This is a genomic window from Pseudoflavonifractor phocaeensis, from assembly GCF_021531375.1.
Taxonomy (GTDB): Bacteria; Bacillota; Clostridia; order Oscillospirales; family Oscillospiraceae; genus Lawsonibacter; species Lawsonibacter phocaeensis_B.
Window position 1 is genome coordinate 1 of the sequence record NZ_JADYTU010000042.1, and the last position, 14,596, is coordinate 14,596.

The window sequence follows — 14,596 nt, forward strand, 5'->3', positions numbered from 1 at the left end:
CCTTCAACCAGCCCGGTGTGGAGGCCTACAAGAGCAACATGTTCGCTCTTCTTGGCAAGCCCGGCTACGAGGAGCTGCAGCGCCAGCTGGAAGCCAACCTGTAATCGGAGGTTCGGTCCGCGGTTCCAAGAGTCCCTAAGCTTGCGTTTCACGCTTGCTCAGGGACTCTTGACTCCAAAATCCCCCTATTTTCCCCTCCACAAAAAATTCACAATAATGCAGTTGAAAAAGCACCCCCGATATGGTAAAGTGATAATAAGCAAAGGGAACCACTTCCCTACGTCAAATCGTTAAGGAGTGATACACATGATTCGAGTTATCATGGGCAAGAAGGGCTCCGGTAAGACCAAGCAGATGATCGATATGATCAACAGCGCCGTCCAGACCGAGCACGGCAATGTGGTTTGCATTGAGAAGGGCAACAAGCTGACCTTCGATATTCATTATCAGATCCGCCTGGTGGAAGCCAGCCAGTATGATATTGCCGATTACACCGCCCTGAAGGGCTTTGTCAGCGGCCTGTATGCCGGCAACTATGACATTACCCACATTTTCATCGACAGCCTGACCAAGATCGTCGGCGGCGAGTGCAACAACGAGACCGAGAAGTTCCTGGATTGGCTGAACAACTTCGGTGAGCAGCACAACATCAAGTTCACCATCACCATCAGCGACGACGAGTCTCTGGCCACCGAGGGCATCAAGAAGTACTTCTGATTTTCATAACAACAATCCCCCGCAGGAGCTTCCTGCGGGGGATTTCTTTTCTTTTTCTTTATTCCCAAAAGTCCCTTTTTCCGGTCTGCGATCTATAAAACCTTGTCCACAGCAGGTTGACAGAACCCCGAAAAAGGAGTATGCTAAACGCAGACATAGAACATTAGTTCTATGTCTGCGTTTACCTTTCCTTCCCTCCCCCCAATCAGAACGCAGTTTCCCCAAAAAATCCTCCACCCTTCGCGAAAAGCCGTCGGCTTTGGCGTGGGGGCATCCCAACGCAGCAGCCTGGAAACGGACCGTGCGGAAAGGGTCCCACGGACAGCTCCCCGTGGGATCACCATGCGCAGAAATGGCGGACACACAATATTTGTCCCTGTCCACCCACATATGTTCCCACGACAGATGTGGGCAAAACGTTCCCGCTTCATCCTAAACGCTGCACAAAGGGTGGACGCCGGAACGGGACTCTGCGCAGCGGGTACGATCCAGAACAGAGACACAGTGGCATGAACGCATTGACGGTTTTTAAACAATGAAAAGTTGTCGCAAGCTGCACACAGCTTGCGACGACTTGGTGGAGGAGGGTGGATTCGCTTTTCTGCGGAAAAGCCCGCCGGTTGCAACGCGCCACTGGCACGTTGCCAAGAGCCGCCGTCTCATCCACCTCAGATAGGAAAAACGGCAACCCCTGGCGGGGTCACCGTTTTTCTGTAACATCGCAGCAGTATAGATGTCTCCGGTTTCAGGTCTGTACCCAAAACCAAATCGAAGCCCAGCGCAGCGGGTTCGATTTGGAAAGGAGGAGCGACGGAATGAATGAGCGATGACTTTTTAAAATAAAAAGTCGTCGCGAACGATATGAAGTCCGCGACGACGTGGTGGAGGAGGGTGGATTCGAACCACCGAAGCGAAACGCAACAGATTTACAGTCTGCCCCCTTTGGCCACTCGGGAACTCCTCCAAATATGAACTTGTGGAGCTGGTGGACGGATTCGAACCCCCGACCTGCTGATTACAAATCAGCTGCTCTACCGGCTGAGCTACACCAGCACATCAGTGTTTCTGTCCAACAGCAAGGGGTATTATACTAAACGAAAGGGGAATTGTCAAGTACATTTTCAAAAATCTTTCCCATTTTTCGTCGGGGCCGGAAGGAGAGGGAAACCACGGGGAAACTGATGCCGCCACTGAGGGACCGGCAGGCGGAAAGGCCTGTCTGCCTGTGTCCGCTGTGCGGGGGAGAGCAATACCACTGGGATCAGACCGGACTGTGGCGCGGGCGGGTCGTCTGCGCCGGCTGTCTGTCCCGGCTTGAAAAAGAGGAGGACGAACAATTGCTATGACCTTACAGGAACTTTCTGTGGAATACCGCGCCCACGCCCAGGCTCTGGAGCTGCGGATCCACCAGCTTCAGGGCCAAATGGAGCAGACCGAGGACCCGGAGGTCTGTTTCCAGCTCCGGGACCGGATCCGGTTGCTCTCCATCATGCTGCGGGAGGCCCGGGAGCTGGCCGTACTTACCGAACGCTATTACGACAGGAGGTATCGGCGCAATGCCAAATACACGATATAAGCGGGGCGAGAGCTACGCCGCCGACATGGCGGTATACACCCGGCAGATGGCGGCAGACAACACCGATGAGCTCAGCCGTCTGAAGCGCAATCTGATCCGGGCGCTCCGGGAGGACGTGACGCCAAAGCAGCGTCAGGCCCTGCTGCTCTACTACGCCGAGGGGCTGAACATGCGGGAGATCGGCGAGCGGCTGGGGGTGGACAAGTCCACCATCTCCCGGACCATCAAGCGGGGAGAGCGCCGGCTCGAGCGCTGCCTGCGCTATGGCGCCAGCGCCTACCTTGCCAGCATGGACGACCCCTGACCTGTCCCACCCGGGACCGGGAACGGCGGTCGGCGCAACGGCACACGCGTCATATGGAAGACATACAAACTGCGGGCCGGTCCGTTGGGACTGGCCCGCAGTTTTGATACAGCGATCCGTTACGCTTCATACTCCGCGCAGCCCAGGGCAATGGCCCCGGGGCCGGTGTGGCAGCAGATGTTCAGCGCCAGGGGGTCGATCCGGACGAACTTCTCCCCGTAGTGCTCCTCCATCTGGGCCTTCCAGTTCTCCCCCACCGACGCCTCGCCGGAGTAGGCCGCAAAGACCCGCACCGCTTTCCCGGCAAACCGGGTGGACAGGTCCTGGTCCAGGGCGGAGAACATCTTCTCCACCGCCTGCTTCATGCCCCGGACCTTGGCAAAGGCGTCCACGCCTCCGCCCTGGATCTGAAGCACCGGCTTGACGTTGAGCACGGTGCCGATGGCGGCTGCGGCGGGCGTGATCCGGCCGCCCTTCTTCAAATACTCCAGGGTGACCGGGGTGATATAGATGCTGGCGCACAGAGCCTGCTCCTCCAGCCGCTGCCGGAGCTGAGACAGGGGCAGCCCCCGGCGTGCCAAAGTCAGGGCATCCTGAACCATCTGCCGCAGGGGGACGGAGATACGTCTGGTGTCTGCCACGGCCACCCGGCCGTCATAGTCTGCCGCCAGAGCGGCGGCGGTGGCATAGGAGCTGCTCAAGCCGCTGGTCATGGGCAGGTACAGGACCCCCTCGTGGTCCTCCAGCAGCTTGTCCCAGAGTTCGGTCAGCGCGCCGGGAGAGGGCTGGGAGGTGGTGATGTCGGCCCCCTCCACCTGCTTGCGGAAGAAAAAGTCACGGCCCAGATCAACGCTCTCCAAATACTCCCGGCCGTCAATGGTCACCGGCATAGGCAGCACGAAAACTCCCAGCTGCTGGGCTTCCTCCCGGGAGATCCCGCTGGTGGTGTCGGTGGCAATGGCGATATTCATATCGTTCCTTTCCTCAGGTCCCAGCCTTGGACAGCCCTCTCTGTCCGCCGGCCGGTCTTATTGATGGTACAAAGGTCATGGCACACATGGCAGCGCTCCGCCAAGAGCGTCATGCAGAATGCCGGTACAAAGGGAGGGACCGGCAGAGCCGGCCCCCATTTGAGTGTCTTGTTGAGTTTGCGCCGCGGACATTGCCCGCTTCCGGGCTTCCCTGCCACGCTGCGGCGGCTGCGGGATTCTTAGTATGCCACGCCCCAGTAGATCATGTGCTTGGCGCTCTTGCCGCAGCACACGCAGGTGTCGCCCACCTTCTCCTGGACCAGGGGCATGCACCGGGAGGAGACGCCGGCCTCCTCCTTCATCTTCAGCTCGCACTCCAGATCGCCGCACCACATGGTCTTGGCAAAGCCGCCCTCGGTCTCCATAAACTCCTTGACCTCTTCCAGCGTCATGCAAACCTTGGTGTGGTCCTCCAGATTCTTCTTGGCCCGCTGGTACAGGCCCTCGTGGACCTGGTCCAGCAGCTTCTGAACCGTATCCTCCAGCTCAGCCAGCGGCACAAAGACCTTCTCGCCGTTATCCCGGCGGCAGACGCAGCACTGATTCTTCTCCATATCCTTGGGGCCGATCTCCACGCGGAGGGGCACGCCCTTCATCTCGTACTGGGCGGCCTTCCAGCCCATGGACTGGTCGGAGTCGTCCATCTTGGCCCGGATGCCGGCGGCCTGGAGCCGCTCCAGCAGGGCGGTAGCGGCCTCGATCACGCCGGGCTTGTGCTGGGCCACGGGGATGACCATGGCCTGGATGGGGGCGATGCGGGGAGGCAGCACCAGACCGTTGTTGTCGCCGTGGGTCATGATGATGCCGCCGATCATGCGGGTGGACACGCCCCAGCTGGTCTGGTGGGGGTTGTGGAGCTGGTTGTCCTTGCCGGTGAAGGTGATGTCAAAGGCCTTGGCGAAGCCGTCGCCGAAGTAGTGGCTGGTGCCGGCCTGGAGGGCCTTGCGGTCGTGCATCATGCACTCCACGGTATAGGTCTCCTCGGCGCCGTTGAACTTCTCCTTGTCGGTCTTGCGGCCCTTGACCACGGGCATGGCCAGCACGTTTTCCATGAAGTCGGCGTAGATGTTCAGCATCTGCTGGGTCTCTTCCCGGGCTTCCTCCTCGGTGGCGTGCATGGTGTGGCCCTCCTGCCACAGGAACTCACGGTGGCGCAGGAAGGGACGGCTGGTCTTCTCCCAGCGCAGGACGGAGCACCACTGGTTGTACTTCTTGGGCAGGTCCCGGTGGGAGTGGATGATATTCTTGAAGTGTTCGCAGAACAAAGTCTCGGAGGTGGGCCGGATGCAGTAGCGCTCCTCCAGCTTCTCGCCGCCGCCGTAGGTGACCCAGGCGCACTCGGGGGCGAAGCCCTCCACATGGTCCTTCTCCTTCTGGAGCAGGGACTCGGGGATCAGCATGGGCATGGCCACGTTCTCATGGCCGGTCTCCTTGAACTTCTTGTCCAGCTCCTTCTGGATGTTCTCCCAGATGGCATAGCCATAGGGACGGTAGATGAACATACCCTTGATGGAGGAGTAGTCGATGAGCTCCGCCTTTTTGCACACGTCGGTGTACCACTGGGTGAAGTCCGCCTCCATGTCGGTGATCTGCTCCACCTGCTTTTTGTTGGGGTTCTGAGCCATATCGTTTCAGTCCTTTATCTTTAAAATGGATCGGTCACGCCTCGCCTGTTCGCTGCTCACGACGGCTCAGACGCTTCTTTGTAAACTCGTATCCTTTATTGTATGAATGAATGGGATAAAAGTCAAGGTTTCCCGCAAAGTTCCCGAAAAAAAGCCCCTGTTCCGCCGTTGCGGTTTCCCGTTTCCCGTGATATACTACCGTCAAGACACTGACCTTGACAGAAAGGAGGGCTATTTCATGGACGCCCAGGAGAGAAGACAAGCCGTGGCCCGTCGGCTGGAGGAGGCCCGGGACCCGGTGAGCGCCGCCGCTCTGGCCCGGGAATTTTCCGTCAGCCGGCAGATCATCGTGGGGGACGTGGCCCTGCTGCGGGCGGGAGGCATGGACATCGCCGCCACTCCCCGGGGCTATGTGTTGCCTGAACAGCCCGCCGGACTGGTCCGTACCCTGGCCTGCCGCCACAACGGGGAGCAAATGGAGGCGGAGCTCAACGCCATCGTGGACCAGGGCTGCACCGTGGTGGACGTGATCGTGGAGCACCCCATTTACGGCCAGCTCACCGGCCCGCTGGCGCTCTCCAGCCGTTACGACGTGGCTCAGTTCGTGGAACGCTGCCGCAAACAGTCCGCCGCCCCCCTGTCCCTGCTCACCGAGGGCATCCACCTCCACACCGTGTCCTGCCCCGACGAGGGGGCCTTCCAGCGGGTCCGGGGGGCCCTGAAGGAGTTGGGCGTGCTGCTGGAGGGATAACAGGGACCAAGCCAGTTTTTTGCCTCCTTTCCCGTGAAAAATCCCCCGCGCAACTCAAAGTTGACAGCAAAATCGTGAAACGCAACAGCAAATCGCTGGTTTTGCGCTCCTTTTTCCGGTATGCTCGTACCATCCTGATCCAAAACAGAGGAGGTACTTCCCCATGTCATTTTCTGAAAACCTTCAGTTCCTTCGCACCAGAAATTCCATCACCCAGGAGCAGCTAGCCGAGCAGCTGGACGTATCCCGCCAGTCGGTGAGCAAATGGGAGAGCGGAGCCAGCTTCCCCGAGATGGACACCCTGCTGCGTATCTGCGATCTGTACAGCGTGGACCTGGACACCCTGCTCCGCGGCAGCGTAGAGGCCAGCCAGGTATCCGACACCGCCCGGTACGACGACTTTATGACCCGCTTCATCCGGCGGATGACCCTCGCCATCGGCGCCATCATCGCCGCCGTGGGGGGAATGCCGATTTTTAATGTATTGGGTCTGCCCGAGATGCTGATTGTAGCCTTTCTGCTGCTGGTCATCACTGTGTCCGTTGTGACCATTGTGGCCAGCGGGATGCAGTACGACCGATTCTGCAAAAAGAACCCCACCGTTTCCGACTTCTACTCTCAGGAGGAAAAGGACGCCTTTGGGCAAAAATTTATCTGGTACATCGCCGGAGGCGTGGGCGGCATTCTGTTCGGCGTGGTGCTGCTGCTGTTATTCTTCAACTTTTTCCCTGAGCAGGAGCCCTATGAATCCGTGGCCGCCGGACTGTTTCTGCTCATCGTGGCGGGGTCGGTCATGTCCCTGGTCTACGGCGGGATGACCGACGATAAGTACAAGATCTGGAAGTATAACCGGGACAACAACCCCACCCCGGAGGCCCGGGCCCGGAAAAATCTCATCGGCGCCGTCTGCGGCGCTCTGATGACCCTGGCCACCGCCATCTATGTGGGCCTTGGGCTGGCCCTGAATCTCTGGGGCAGCGCCTGGTGGGTCTTTGCCGTGGGCGGTATCCTGTGCGGTGTGGTCTGTATCATTCTGGACCCCTATAAAGGCGAGGACTGACCGCCCCGGAAAAAACACTTGACAAATCCATACTTTTGATTAGAATGAGGTTTACATGTGTCTTGACACCTGTAAACCTCATTCTACCACAAGAGGGTGCGTCCTTATGAAAGAATTCCTGAAACGGAAAAATATCGTCATCTCCGCCAAGCGGTACGGCATCGACGCTCTGGGGGCCATGGCCCAGGGCCTGTTCTGCTCCCTGCTCATCGGCACCATCATCAAGACCCTGGGCCAGCAGCTGGGGATGCAGTTTTTCGTAGACGTGGGCCAGTTCGCCTTTGACATGGCGGGTCCGGCCATGGCGGTGGCTATCGGCTACGCCCTGAAGGCCGACCCCATGGTCCTTTTCTCCCTGACCGGAGTGGGCTGGGCCGCCAACAAGCTGGGCGGCGCCGGCGGCCCTCTGGCCGTGCTGTTCATCGCCATTATTGCCGCTGAATTCGGCAAGGCCGTTTCCAAAGAGACCAAGGTGGACATTCTGGTCACTCCCGCCGTCACCGTCCTGGTGGGCGTGGGGCTGTCCACCCTCATCGCACCTCCCATCGGGGCGGCGGCCAAGGCTTTCGGGCAGCTGATCGTACTGACCACCGAGTTCCAGCCCTTCTGGATGGGCATTGCCGTCTCCGTCCTGATGGGCATCGCCCTGACCCTGCCCATCTCCTCGGCCGCCATCTGCGCCTCTTTCGGGCTGGTGGGACTGGCAGGCGGCGCCGCCGTGGCGGGCTGCTGCGCCCAGATGGTGGGCTTCGCCGTTATGTCCTTCAAGGAGAACCGCTGGGGCGGTCTGGTGTCCCAGGGCATCGGCACCTCCATGCTCCAGATGCCCAACATCGTGAAAAATCCCCGGGTCTGGATCCCCCCCATCCTGGCTTCCGCCATCACCGGCCCCATCGCCACCTGCCTGTTCAAGCTGCAGATGAACGGCGAGCCGGTGTCCTCCGGCATGGGCACCTGCGGCTTTGTGGGGCAGATCGGCGTGTGGACGGGCTGGCTCAATCCCAGCGAAAAGGCCGTGGAAATGGTGAACGCCGCGGCGATTACCCCCACCGCTTTCGACTGGCTGGGGCTGGTCCTCATCTGCTTCGTCCTCCCCGCCGTTCTCAGCTGGGCCTTCTGCGAGGTGCTGCGGAAGATCGGTTGGATCAGAGAGGGGGACCTGACTCTGCCGCAGTAAATCAAATTCGCTCCAAAAATCCCGTCCGGCCGGTCCGGGCGGGATTTTTTCGAGAAAATTTGGAATTTTCCTTGACATTTCTCCCGTTTCCGGTATAATAATTAAGCCTGTCTCCGTGAGGAGGCAGTGACATCCTTGCTCCCGGCAAAGATGACCGGGGGCCATACGTCCATAAGGAGGTGCAAGAAATATGGCAAAGATCAATGCGAACTACGAGGCGGTTTACATTCTGGATCCCGCTCTGAGCGAGGAGCAGATCGCCGCTCTGGTGGCGAAGTTCAAGGCCGTGGTCGAGGCCAACGGTACTGTCTCCGAGATCGACGAGTGGGGCAAGCGTCGTCTGGCCTATCCCATCAACGATCTGATGGAGGGCTACTATGTGCTGATGACCTTCACTGCCGCCGCCGCTATCCCCGCTGAGCTGGATCGTATCTTCCGTATTACCGACGGTGTAATGCGCTCCATGATCGTCTGCAAGGACCAGTAAGGGGGAGCAGGCATGCTCAACAAAATCTTCATCATGGGTCGTCTGACCCGTGACCCCGAACTCCGGCGCACCCAGACGGGTACTCCAGTGGCTTCCTTCTCCCTGGCCGTTGACCGGGATTTCAAGGACAAGTCCACCGGCGAGCGGGCCACCGACTTCATCGACGTGGTGGCCTGGCGCCAGACCGGCGAGTTTGTCAGCCGCTACTTCACCAAGGGCCGCATGGCCGTGGTGGAGGGGCGCCTCCAGATCCGTGATTGGACGGATAAGGAGGGCAACAAGCGCCGCAGCGCCGAGGTGGTAGCCGACCAGGTCTACTTCGGCGATTCCAAGCGGGACGGCGACGGCGGAGGCTACTCTGCCGGTTACAGCCACGGCGGTTATTCCGCCGGCGGCTACTCCGCTCCCGCCGCACCCTCCGGCTATGGGGCCCCTCCCGCGGACGGGGACCAGTTTGCCGAGCTTTCTGATGATGACGGCGAGCTGCCGTTCTAACTTTGACCAGATAAGGTCGTAAAAGGAGGTAAAATCCATGGCTATGGAACGTGATAACAGAGCTCCCCGCGGCCGCAAGCGCCGCAAGGTCTGCGCCTTCTGCGTGGACAAGGTGGAGTGCATCGATTACAAGGACGCCGCCAAGCTGCGCCGGTTCACTTCCGAGCGGGCCAAGATCCTGCCCCGCCGCACCACCGGCACCTGCGCCATGCATCAGCGCCAGCTGACCGAGGCCATCAAGCGCGCTCGTCAGATCGCCCTGCTGCCCTACGTCACCGACTGATTTGCGGTATCAAAATCCCCGGACCTTCTCCATGGGAGGTCCGGGGATTTTTGCGTTTTTTCCCTAATCAAAGCCGCCCGTGGGCCAATAAAAAGTAGGGCGGGGGCTTGCCCCCGCCGTCCGTTTTACGCATGACCTCCGGCGGGGGCAAGCCATATTCCTGCAAAACGCCCTCAGGCCGCAGTGGTCCGCCGCGCCGTCACATCTCGTCGCTCCGACCTACCAGATAGTCTAAAGTAACACCATAAAAATCCGCGATCTTTATGAGCATGTCAATGGGAATGTTGATTTTTCCACTCTCATAGTCAGAATACGTACTCTGCTTAATCTCCAAATAATTGGCCAATTCAATTTGCTTTTTATCATGGTCCTCTCTCAAATCCCGAATACGCTGGAATTTCATCCAACCACCTCATCTTTCATAGTCAGCATACAATATCGGCAAAACCGATATTGACAAATATAGGTATTACCGATATTATTTATGCCAGAGGTGATGACAATGTCCCGTCGGCGTTATCAAAGGGAGGAAGTCTGTGGCGGATGTAAGCATTTCCGGCTGCACTATATCAAGTCCAGCGACTGCTATTTCCCCACCCATCTGGGCCACTGTGTCCATCCCATGGTCAAGGACCGCCGGGCGGACGAGCGCTGTCCCCGCTGGGCTCCGCCCGACCGGGCATAAAACAAAGCGCCAGCCCGGCGGGCTGGCGCTTTGTCTTGCTCCTATCATTGTCCCGCGCCCACGCTGGCGGGGACGGGGACGGCCTGGGGTTCGTCGGGCCGGGAGGGATACAGCTTCCGCAGCCGCTTGATGCAGGCAGCGCAGGCCGGGACCAAAAACAGGTCGGCACACACCCAGGCGGCGGGCGAGGCGAAGCAGGCGGCGGTATATCCAAAGGCGGGGACGAAGAACTGTCCCACCACCACCCGGGCCGCCATCTCCATGACCCCGGCCAGAATGGCGAAGGTGCTGAATCCCATCCCCTGGATGGAGAACCGCACAATGTTCACCAGGGCCAGGGGGAAGAAAAAGGCGCAGCTGATGATAATATACCGGCTGGTCAGCTCCACCAGCAGGGCCAGATTGGGCTCCCGGGGGTTCAGGAACAGCATGGCGCACTGGGGGGCGAAGGCCGCCATGGCGGCAAAGCCCGCGATGGCATAGATCAGGCCCATAAGGGCGCAGGACCGGACTCCCTGGCCCAGGCGGTCCAGCTTGCAGGCCCCCACGTTCTGGCCGCAGTAGGTGGCCATGGCGGCTCCCATGGCATCATAGGGGCAGGCCAGCAGCTGGAACAGCTTGACGCCCGCCGCCACCGCCGCCACATAGGTACTGCCCAGGGCGTTCACCGCCGACTGGAGGACGATGGAGCCGATGGCGGTGATGGAGTATTGCAGGCCCATGGGGATGCCCATGGCACACAGCACCTTGCAGGAGTGTCCGTCCAGCCGCCGCTCCTCCCGGGTCATGCGGAGGATGGGATATTTCTTTCTCATGTAAAACAGGCAGGCCACGCCCGAGATGCCCTGGGACACCACCGTGGCGATGGCCGCTCCGGCTACCCCGGCCCGGAACCAGAGGATCAGGGTAAAGTCCAGAACGATGTTCAGGAAGGAGGACAGGGCCAGGAAGTACACCGGCGTCTTGCTGTCCCCCAGGGACCGGATGATCCCCGCCAACAGGTTATAGAGAATAATGGCCGGGATGCCCATGAAGATGATAAAGATGTAGGCGTAGGCGTTATCAAAAATATCCAACGGGGTACGCATGACCGTCAGGATCGTCCGGCAGAGCAGGCCGGTGGCCACCGTCAGCACCAGAGCCAGGGCCGCGGCCAGATAGGCGGCGTTGGCCACATAGCGCCGCATTTTCGAGGGCTCCCGGGCCCCCATCCGCTGGGCCACCGGGATGGCGAAGCCATTGCACACGCCCATGCAGAAGCCGATGACAAAAAAGTTGATGGAGCCGGTAGAGCCTACCGCCGCCAGCGCCCCGGCGCCCAGCAGCTTGCCCACGATCATGGTGTCCACCAGATTGTAGAGCTGCTGGAACAGCATCCCAAACAGCGTGGGCATGGTAAAGCCGAAGATCAGCCGCATGGGGCTGCCCACCGTCAGATCTTTGGTCATAAGAATCCCCCTTTCCGGGAACGCAGATCAAGTTCTGGTTGAATCTCGGATAATTATAATCATCCCCCGCCCATCTGCATAGAGAAGTTTTCTACAATCTTGCGCCGCTTTTTCTCCGTCTTTCTTACAAGAGTGGCGAATCGTCTCCCCTCTTGCGGTCAAAACGGCCCACCCCGTCAGACTGGGATGGGCCGTCATTTGGTATCATTTGCCAAGCGCAAGGAAGGAGCGCGTTCCCCTCCCCCTGTCAGGCGTTCCGGGCCATCCTCCGGCAGGCCGCAGCCGTAGCCAGGAAGTAGCCGCCGTAGACCAGCAGCAGGACCAGGGCGGCGGCCAGGCTGCTGCCCACGCTGTCCACCCGGCCCACCATGGCGATGAGGTCGTTGGCCGCCTTCATGCCCACCGCCGCGTGGATCAGGGCCAGCCCCAGGGGCAGCAGGAAGGCCAGGGCCACCTGGTGGGCGGCCGACCGGGCCACCAGCTTCTCCTCCGCCCCCAGCCGGCGGAGGACGGCATACCGGCGGGTATTGTCGGCGGCCTGACTCAGCTGCTGGAGAGCCAGCACCGCCGCCGCGGCCAGCAGGAAGGTAAAGCCCAGATACAGTCCTAAATACAACGCTAGGATCTTGCTGCCCATCACGTCCTGATAGATCGTCAGTCGGCTTTCCACCCGCAGGGAGATCTTCTGGCTCAGGGGCCGGAGCAGGGCGAGCAGGTCCGACTCCGTCTTCTCCTTGTCCCCGACGTAGTCGGCGCACCAGACCTGGCGGCGGAGCTCCAGCCCCTCCGCCATCTCATCGGGGATCACCACATAGGTCAGCCCAAGGTTGCCGGTGACCAAGCCCTCGTTCCGGTCCGCCTGGAGAAAGGGCAGGACCCCGGTGTAGCCGGGCCGACCCTGGCGGGCCAGCAGGGCGTCGTAGTCGGACAGGCGAAGGGCGGCGCTGGCCTCGGCGGTGCCGGTGACCGCCGGGTCGTTGTAGTAGAACGGTACGTCGGCGGTCCAGTCCAGCCGCTTCAGGTCGAAGCCCCCCTCCGCCAGCACCCCTTCAAAATCCTCGGGGCCTGTCCAGTCGGCGGACTGGTTCTGGACGGTGAGGTCGAAGGGGGCCTGTTGGCCGGTCATCTGCTCCAGAGTGGAATTCAGCCCCACGGAGCTGGCGGTGATGCCGATGGCCAGCAGCAGCAGGATGCAGATCACCGTCTGAGACAGGTATGTGGTGTGGACCTTGCTGATCCACTGGCGCAGGGTAAACAGATTCAGATTTTTATAGTAAAAGCCGGGCCGCTCCCGGGCGAATTTCAGCACGAAGCCGGACAGCGACTTGAAGATCAGCAGGGTCCCCAGAGTGCCCAGGGTCAGCATGGGAATACAGATAGGCAGCACCGCCACGGCGATGGCCATGCCGAAAAACAGCAGGATGGCGTAGGCCGCCGCCAGACAGACAGCGCCCAGCGCCAGCTGGACCACCGCCCAGCCCAGGGGCCGCTGCTTCAGCACCTCATTCTTCCGCTCCCCCTGGAGCAGGTCGATGAGTCTGGCTCTGGACACCTCCAGGCCGCTGAAACCCATGACCAGCAGGAAGATCAGGCCGAAATACAACACGGTCTTGCCCGCCGCCCTCCAGGAGAAGGACAGCCCCAGCAGGCCGGACACATCCACCTCAAACATGGACAGGGTGAGGGCGGACATGCCCCAGGAGGCCGGCACCCCCAGCGCCAGGCCGGCGGCCAGGGACAGCAGACCCACCACCCCCGTCTCCAGAAAGAGCAGCCGGGACACCTGGCCCTGGGTGAGGCCCAGGAGCAGGTAGGTGCCCAGCTCCCGCTTCCGCCGCCGCAGCAGGAAGCGGTCGGCGTACAGGATGAGGCAGGCCAGCACCACCGCTACGAAGACAGAGAAGATGTCGATGAGCATGAGGATGGACGACACCATAGGGTTGTCGTTCCGGCTCAGATAAACCATGGCCCCCTGGCCCTCGATGGCGTTGAAGGTATAAAACAGGCACACGCCGAAGGTGAGGGTGAGCAGGTACACCCCGTAGTCCCGGAAGGAGCGGCGGACATTGCGAAGGGCCAGCTTAAAGAACATCGGCCATCTCTCCTCCCATTTCGGACACCACCCGGATGATCTTCCGAAAGAAGGCCCGGCGGTCCTCCCCTTCCCGGCGCAGTTCCAGAAAGATCCGGCCGTCCCGGAGGAATACCACCCGGCGGCAGCAGCTGGCGGTGAAGGCGTCGTGGGTGACCATCAGGATGGTAGCGCCCATCTCCCGGTTCAGTTCCTCCAGCCGGTCCAGAAGCAGCTTGGAGGATCTGGAGTCCAGGGCGCCAGTGGGCTCGTCGGCCAGCACCAGGGCCGGGCGGGTGACCATGGCCCGGGCGGCGGCACACCGCTGCTGCTGGCCGCCGGACATCTGGTAAGGGTATTTGTCCAGACAGTCGGAGATCCCCAGCAGGTTGGCCATCTCCTTTACCCTTCCCTCGATCTCCCCCGCCGGGGCTCTGACGATGGAAAGGGACAAGGCGATGTTTTCAAAAGCGGTAAGGGTGTCCAGCAGATTGCAGTCCTGAAAGATGAAGCCCAGCCGCTCCCGCCGGAACCGGGACAGCTCCCGCCCCGTCAGCCCGGTCAGTTCCTTCCCGTCGATGACGATGGAGCCGGAGGTGGGCCGGTCGATGGTGGACACACAGTTCAGGAGCGTGGTTTTCCCGGACCCCGAGGGGCCCATCACCCCTACAAACTCCCCCGCCTCCAGAGACAAAGACACCCCGCCCAGGGCCCGGGTGGCCGCCGTTCCCTTGCCGTATACTCGGGTCAGATCTGTTACCGTCAAAATTTCTTCCATGGTGTTCCTCCTTTACTTTTAAAAATTTTAGTTTCTGGATGTATTATGGGGCGTCGGGGACGCCGCCCCCTACGCACGGTTTACAATATGGCTTCGTAGGGGGCGGCC

General features: G+C 60.6%; 16 protein-coding genes and 2 tRNA genes. 10 read left to right on the plus strand and 8 right to left on the minus strand.

Annotation, left to right across the window (positions count from 1 at the left end):
* The first annotated feature begins 306 nt into the window (after positions 1-306).
* Positions 307-717 carry a hypothetical protein gene (locus I6E39_RS10360; protein WP_235381511.1) on the plus strand — a complete coding sequence of 137 codons (411 nt, stop codon included), beginning with the start codon at positions 307-309 and terminating at the stop codon, positions 715-717.
* A gap of 879 nt (positions 718-1,596) precedes the next feature.
* Here I6E39_RS10360 and I6E39_RS10365 read toward each other — a convergent pair.
* Positions 1,597-1,681, minus strand: a tRNA-Tyr gene (locus I6E39_RS10365).
* A 13-nt stretch (positions 1,682-1,694) separates the two neighbouring features.
* A tRNA-Thr gene (locus tag I6E39_RS10370) sits at positions 1,695-1,770 on the minus strand.
* A gap of 289 nt (positions 1,771-2,059) precedes the next feature.
* Here I6E39_RS10370 and I6E39_RS10375 point away from each other — a divergent pair.
* A complete protein-coding gene (locus I6E39_RS10375; RefSeq protein WP_235381512.1) occupies positions 2,060-2,293 on the plus strand; it encodes a hypothetical protein in 234 nt (77 codons plus the stop codon).
* On the plus strand, positions 2,274-2,597 hold the full coding sequence (locus tag I6E39_RS10380; RefSeq protein WP_235381513.1) for a sigma-70 family RNA polymerase sigma factor: 324 nt from the start codon (positions 2,274-2,276) through the stop codon (positions 2,595-2,597). Before I6E39_RS10375 ends, I6E39_RS10380 begins: the two co-directional genes overlap by 20 nt.
* A gap of 119 nt (positions 2,598-2,716) precedes the next feature.
* Here the strand turns inward: I6E39_RS10380 and I6E39_RS10385 are convergent, their stop codons facing one another.
* Positions 2,717-3,568 carry a DegV family protein gene (locus I6E39_RS10385; protein ID WP_235381514.1) on the minus strand — a complete coding sequence of 284 codons (852 nt, stop codon included), beginning with the start codon at positions 3,566-3,568 and terminating at the stop codon, positions 2,717-2,719.
* 239 nt (positions 3,569-3,807) lie between these two features.
* Positions 3,808-5,253, minus strand: coding sequence for a proline--tRNA ligase (proS, locus tag I6E39_RS10390; RefSeq protein ID WP_235381515.1), 1,446 nt, complete (start codon positions 5,251-5,253; stop codon positions 3,808-3,810).
* 238 nt (positions 5,254-5,491) lie between these two features.
* Here proS and I6E39_RS10395 point away from each other — a divergent pair, with 238 nt between their 5' ends.
* The 6 genes from I6E39_RS10395 to rpsR all read left to right on the plus strand — a co-directional run bounded on the left by I6E39_RS10395 (position 5,492) and on the right by rpsR (position 9,506).
* Positions 5,492-6,004: a transcription repressor NadR gene (locus tag I6E39_RS10395; protein ID WP_235381516.1), complete on the plus strand. Its 513-nt coding sequence runs from the start codon at positions 5,492-5,494 to the stop codon at positions 6,002-6,004.
* A 163-nt stretch (positions 6,005-6,167) separates the two neighbouring features.
* Complete coding sequence (locus I6E39_RS10400; protein ID WP_235381517.1) at positions 6,168-7,064, plus strand: helix-turn-helix domain-containing protein; 897 nt, start codon at positions 6,168-6,170, stop codon at positions 7,062-7,064.
* Between the two features lie 106 nt (positions 7,065-7,170).
* Positions 7,171-8,241, plus strand: a complete 1,071-nt coding sequence (locus I6E39_RS10405) for a PTS sugar transporter subunit IIC (RefSeq protein ID WP_235381518.1) — start codon at positions 7,171-7,173, stop codon at positions 8,239-8,241.
* Between the two features lie 190 nt (positions 8,242-8,431).
* Positions 8,432-8,728: a 30S ribosomal protein S6 gene (gene rpsF / locus I6E39_RS10410; protein WP_235381519.1), complete on the plus strand. Its 297-nt coding sequence runs from the start codon at positions 8,432-8,434 to the stop codon at positions 8,726-8,728.
* Positions 8,729-8,740: 12 nt separating this feature from the next.
* The gene (locus I6E39_RS10415; RefSeq protein ID WP_235381520.1) at positions 8,741-9,223 is read left to right on the plus strand and encodes a single-stranded DNA-binding protein; all 483 of its coding nucleotides are present in this window, start codon (positions 8,741-8,743) and stop codon (positions 9,221-9,223) included.
* Positions 9,224-9,266: 43 nt separating this feature from the next.
* Complete coding sequence (gene rpsR / locus I6E39_RS10420; protein ID WP_374740045.1) at positions 9,267-9,506, plus strand: 30S ribosomal protein S18; 240 nt, start codon at positions 9,267-9,269, stop codon at positions 9,504-9,506.
* Between the two features lie 199 nt (positions 9,507-9,705).
* On the opposite strand, the gene I6E39_RS10425 is transcribed toward rpsR, so the two are convergent.
* Positions 9,706-9,909, minus strand: a complete 204-nt coding sequence (locus tag I6E39_RS10425) for a helix-turn-helix domain-containing protein (protein ID WP_235381521.1) — start codon at positions 9,907-9,909, stop codon at positions 9,706-9,708.
* A gap of 99 nt (positions 9,910-10,008) precedes the next feature.
* Here I6E39_RS10425 and I6E39_RS10430 point away from each other — a divergent pair, with 99 nt between their 5' ends.
* Complete coding sequence (locus I6E39_RS10430; RefSeq protein WP_235381522.1) at positions 10,009-10,191, plus strand: hypothetical protein; 183 nt, start codon at positions 10,009-10,011, stop codon at positions 10,189-10,191.
* Between the two features lie 44 nt (positions 10,192-10,235).
* Here the strand turns inward: I6E39_RS10430 and I6E39_RS10435 are convergent, their stop codons facing one another.
* From I6E39_RS10435 to I6E39_RS10445, 3 genes are all read right to left on the minus strand, one after another.
* A complete protein-coding gene (locus I6E39_RS10435; protein WP_235381523.1) occupies positions 10,236-11,639 on the minus strand; it encodes an MATE family efflux transporter in 1,404 nt (467 codons plus the stop codon).
* A gap of 247 nt (positions 11,640-11,886) precedes the next feature.
* The gene (locus I6E39_RS11105; RefSeq protein ID WP_268842281.1) at positions 11,887-13,731 is read right to left on the minus strand and encodes an FtsX-like permease family protein; all 1,845 of its coding nucleotides are present in this window, start codon (positions 13,729-13,731) and stop codon (positions 11,887-11,889) included.
* Positions 13,721-14,488: an ABC transporter ATP-binding protein gene (locus tag I6E39_RS10445; protein ID WP_235381524.1), complete on the minus strand. Its 768-nt coding sequence runs from the start codon at positions 14,486-14,488 to the stop codon at positions 13,721-13,723. Before I6E39_RS10445 ends, I6E39_RS11105 begins: the two co-directional genes overlap by 11 nt.
* Between the last annotated feature and the right edge of the window lie 108 nt (positions 14,489-14,596).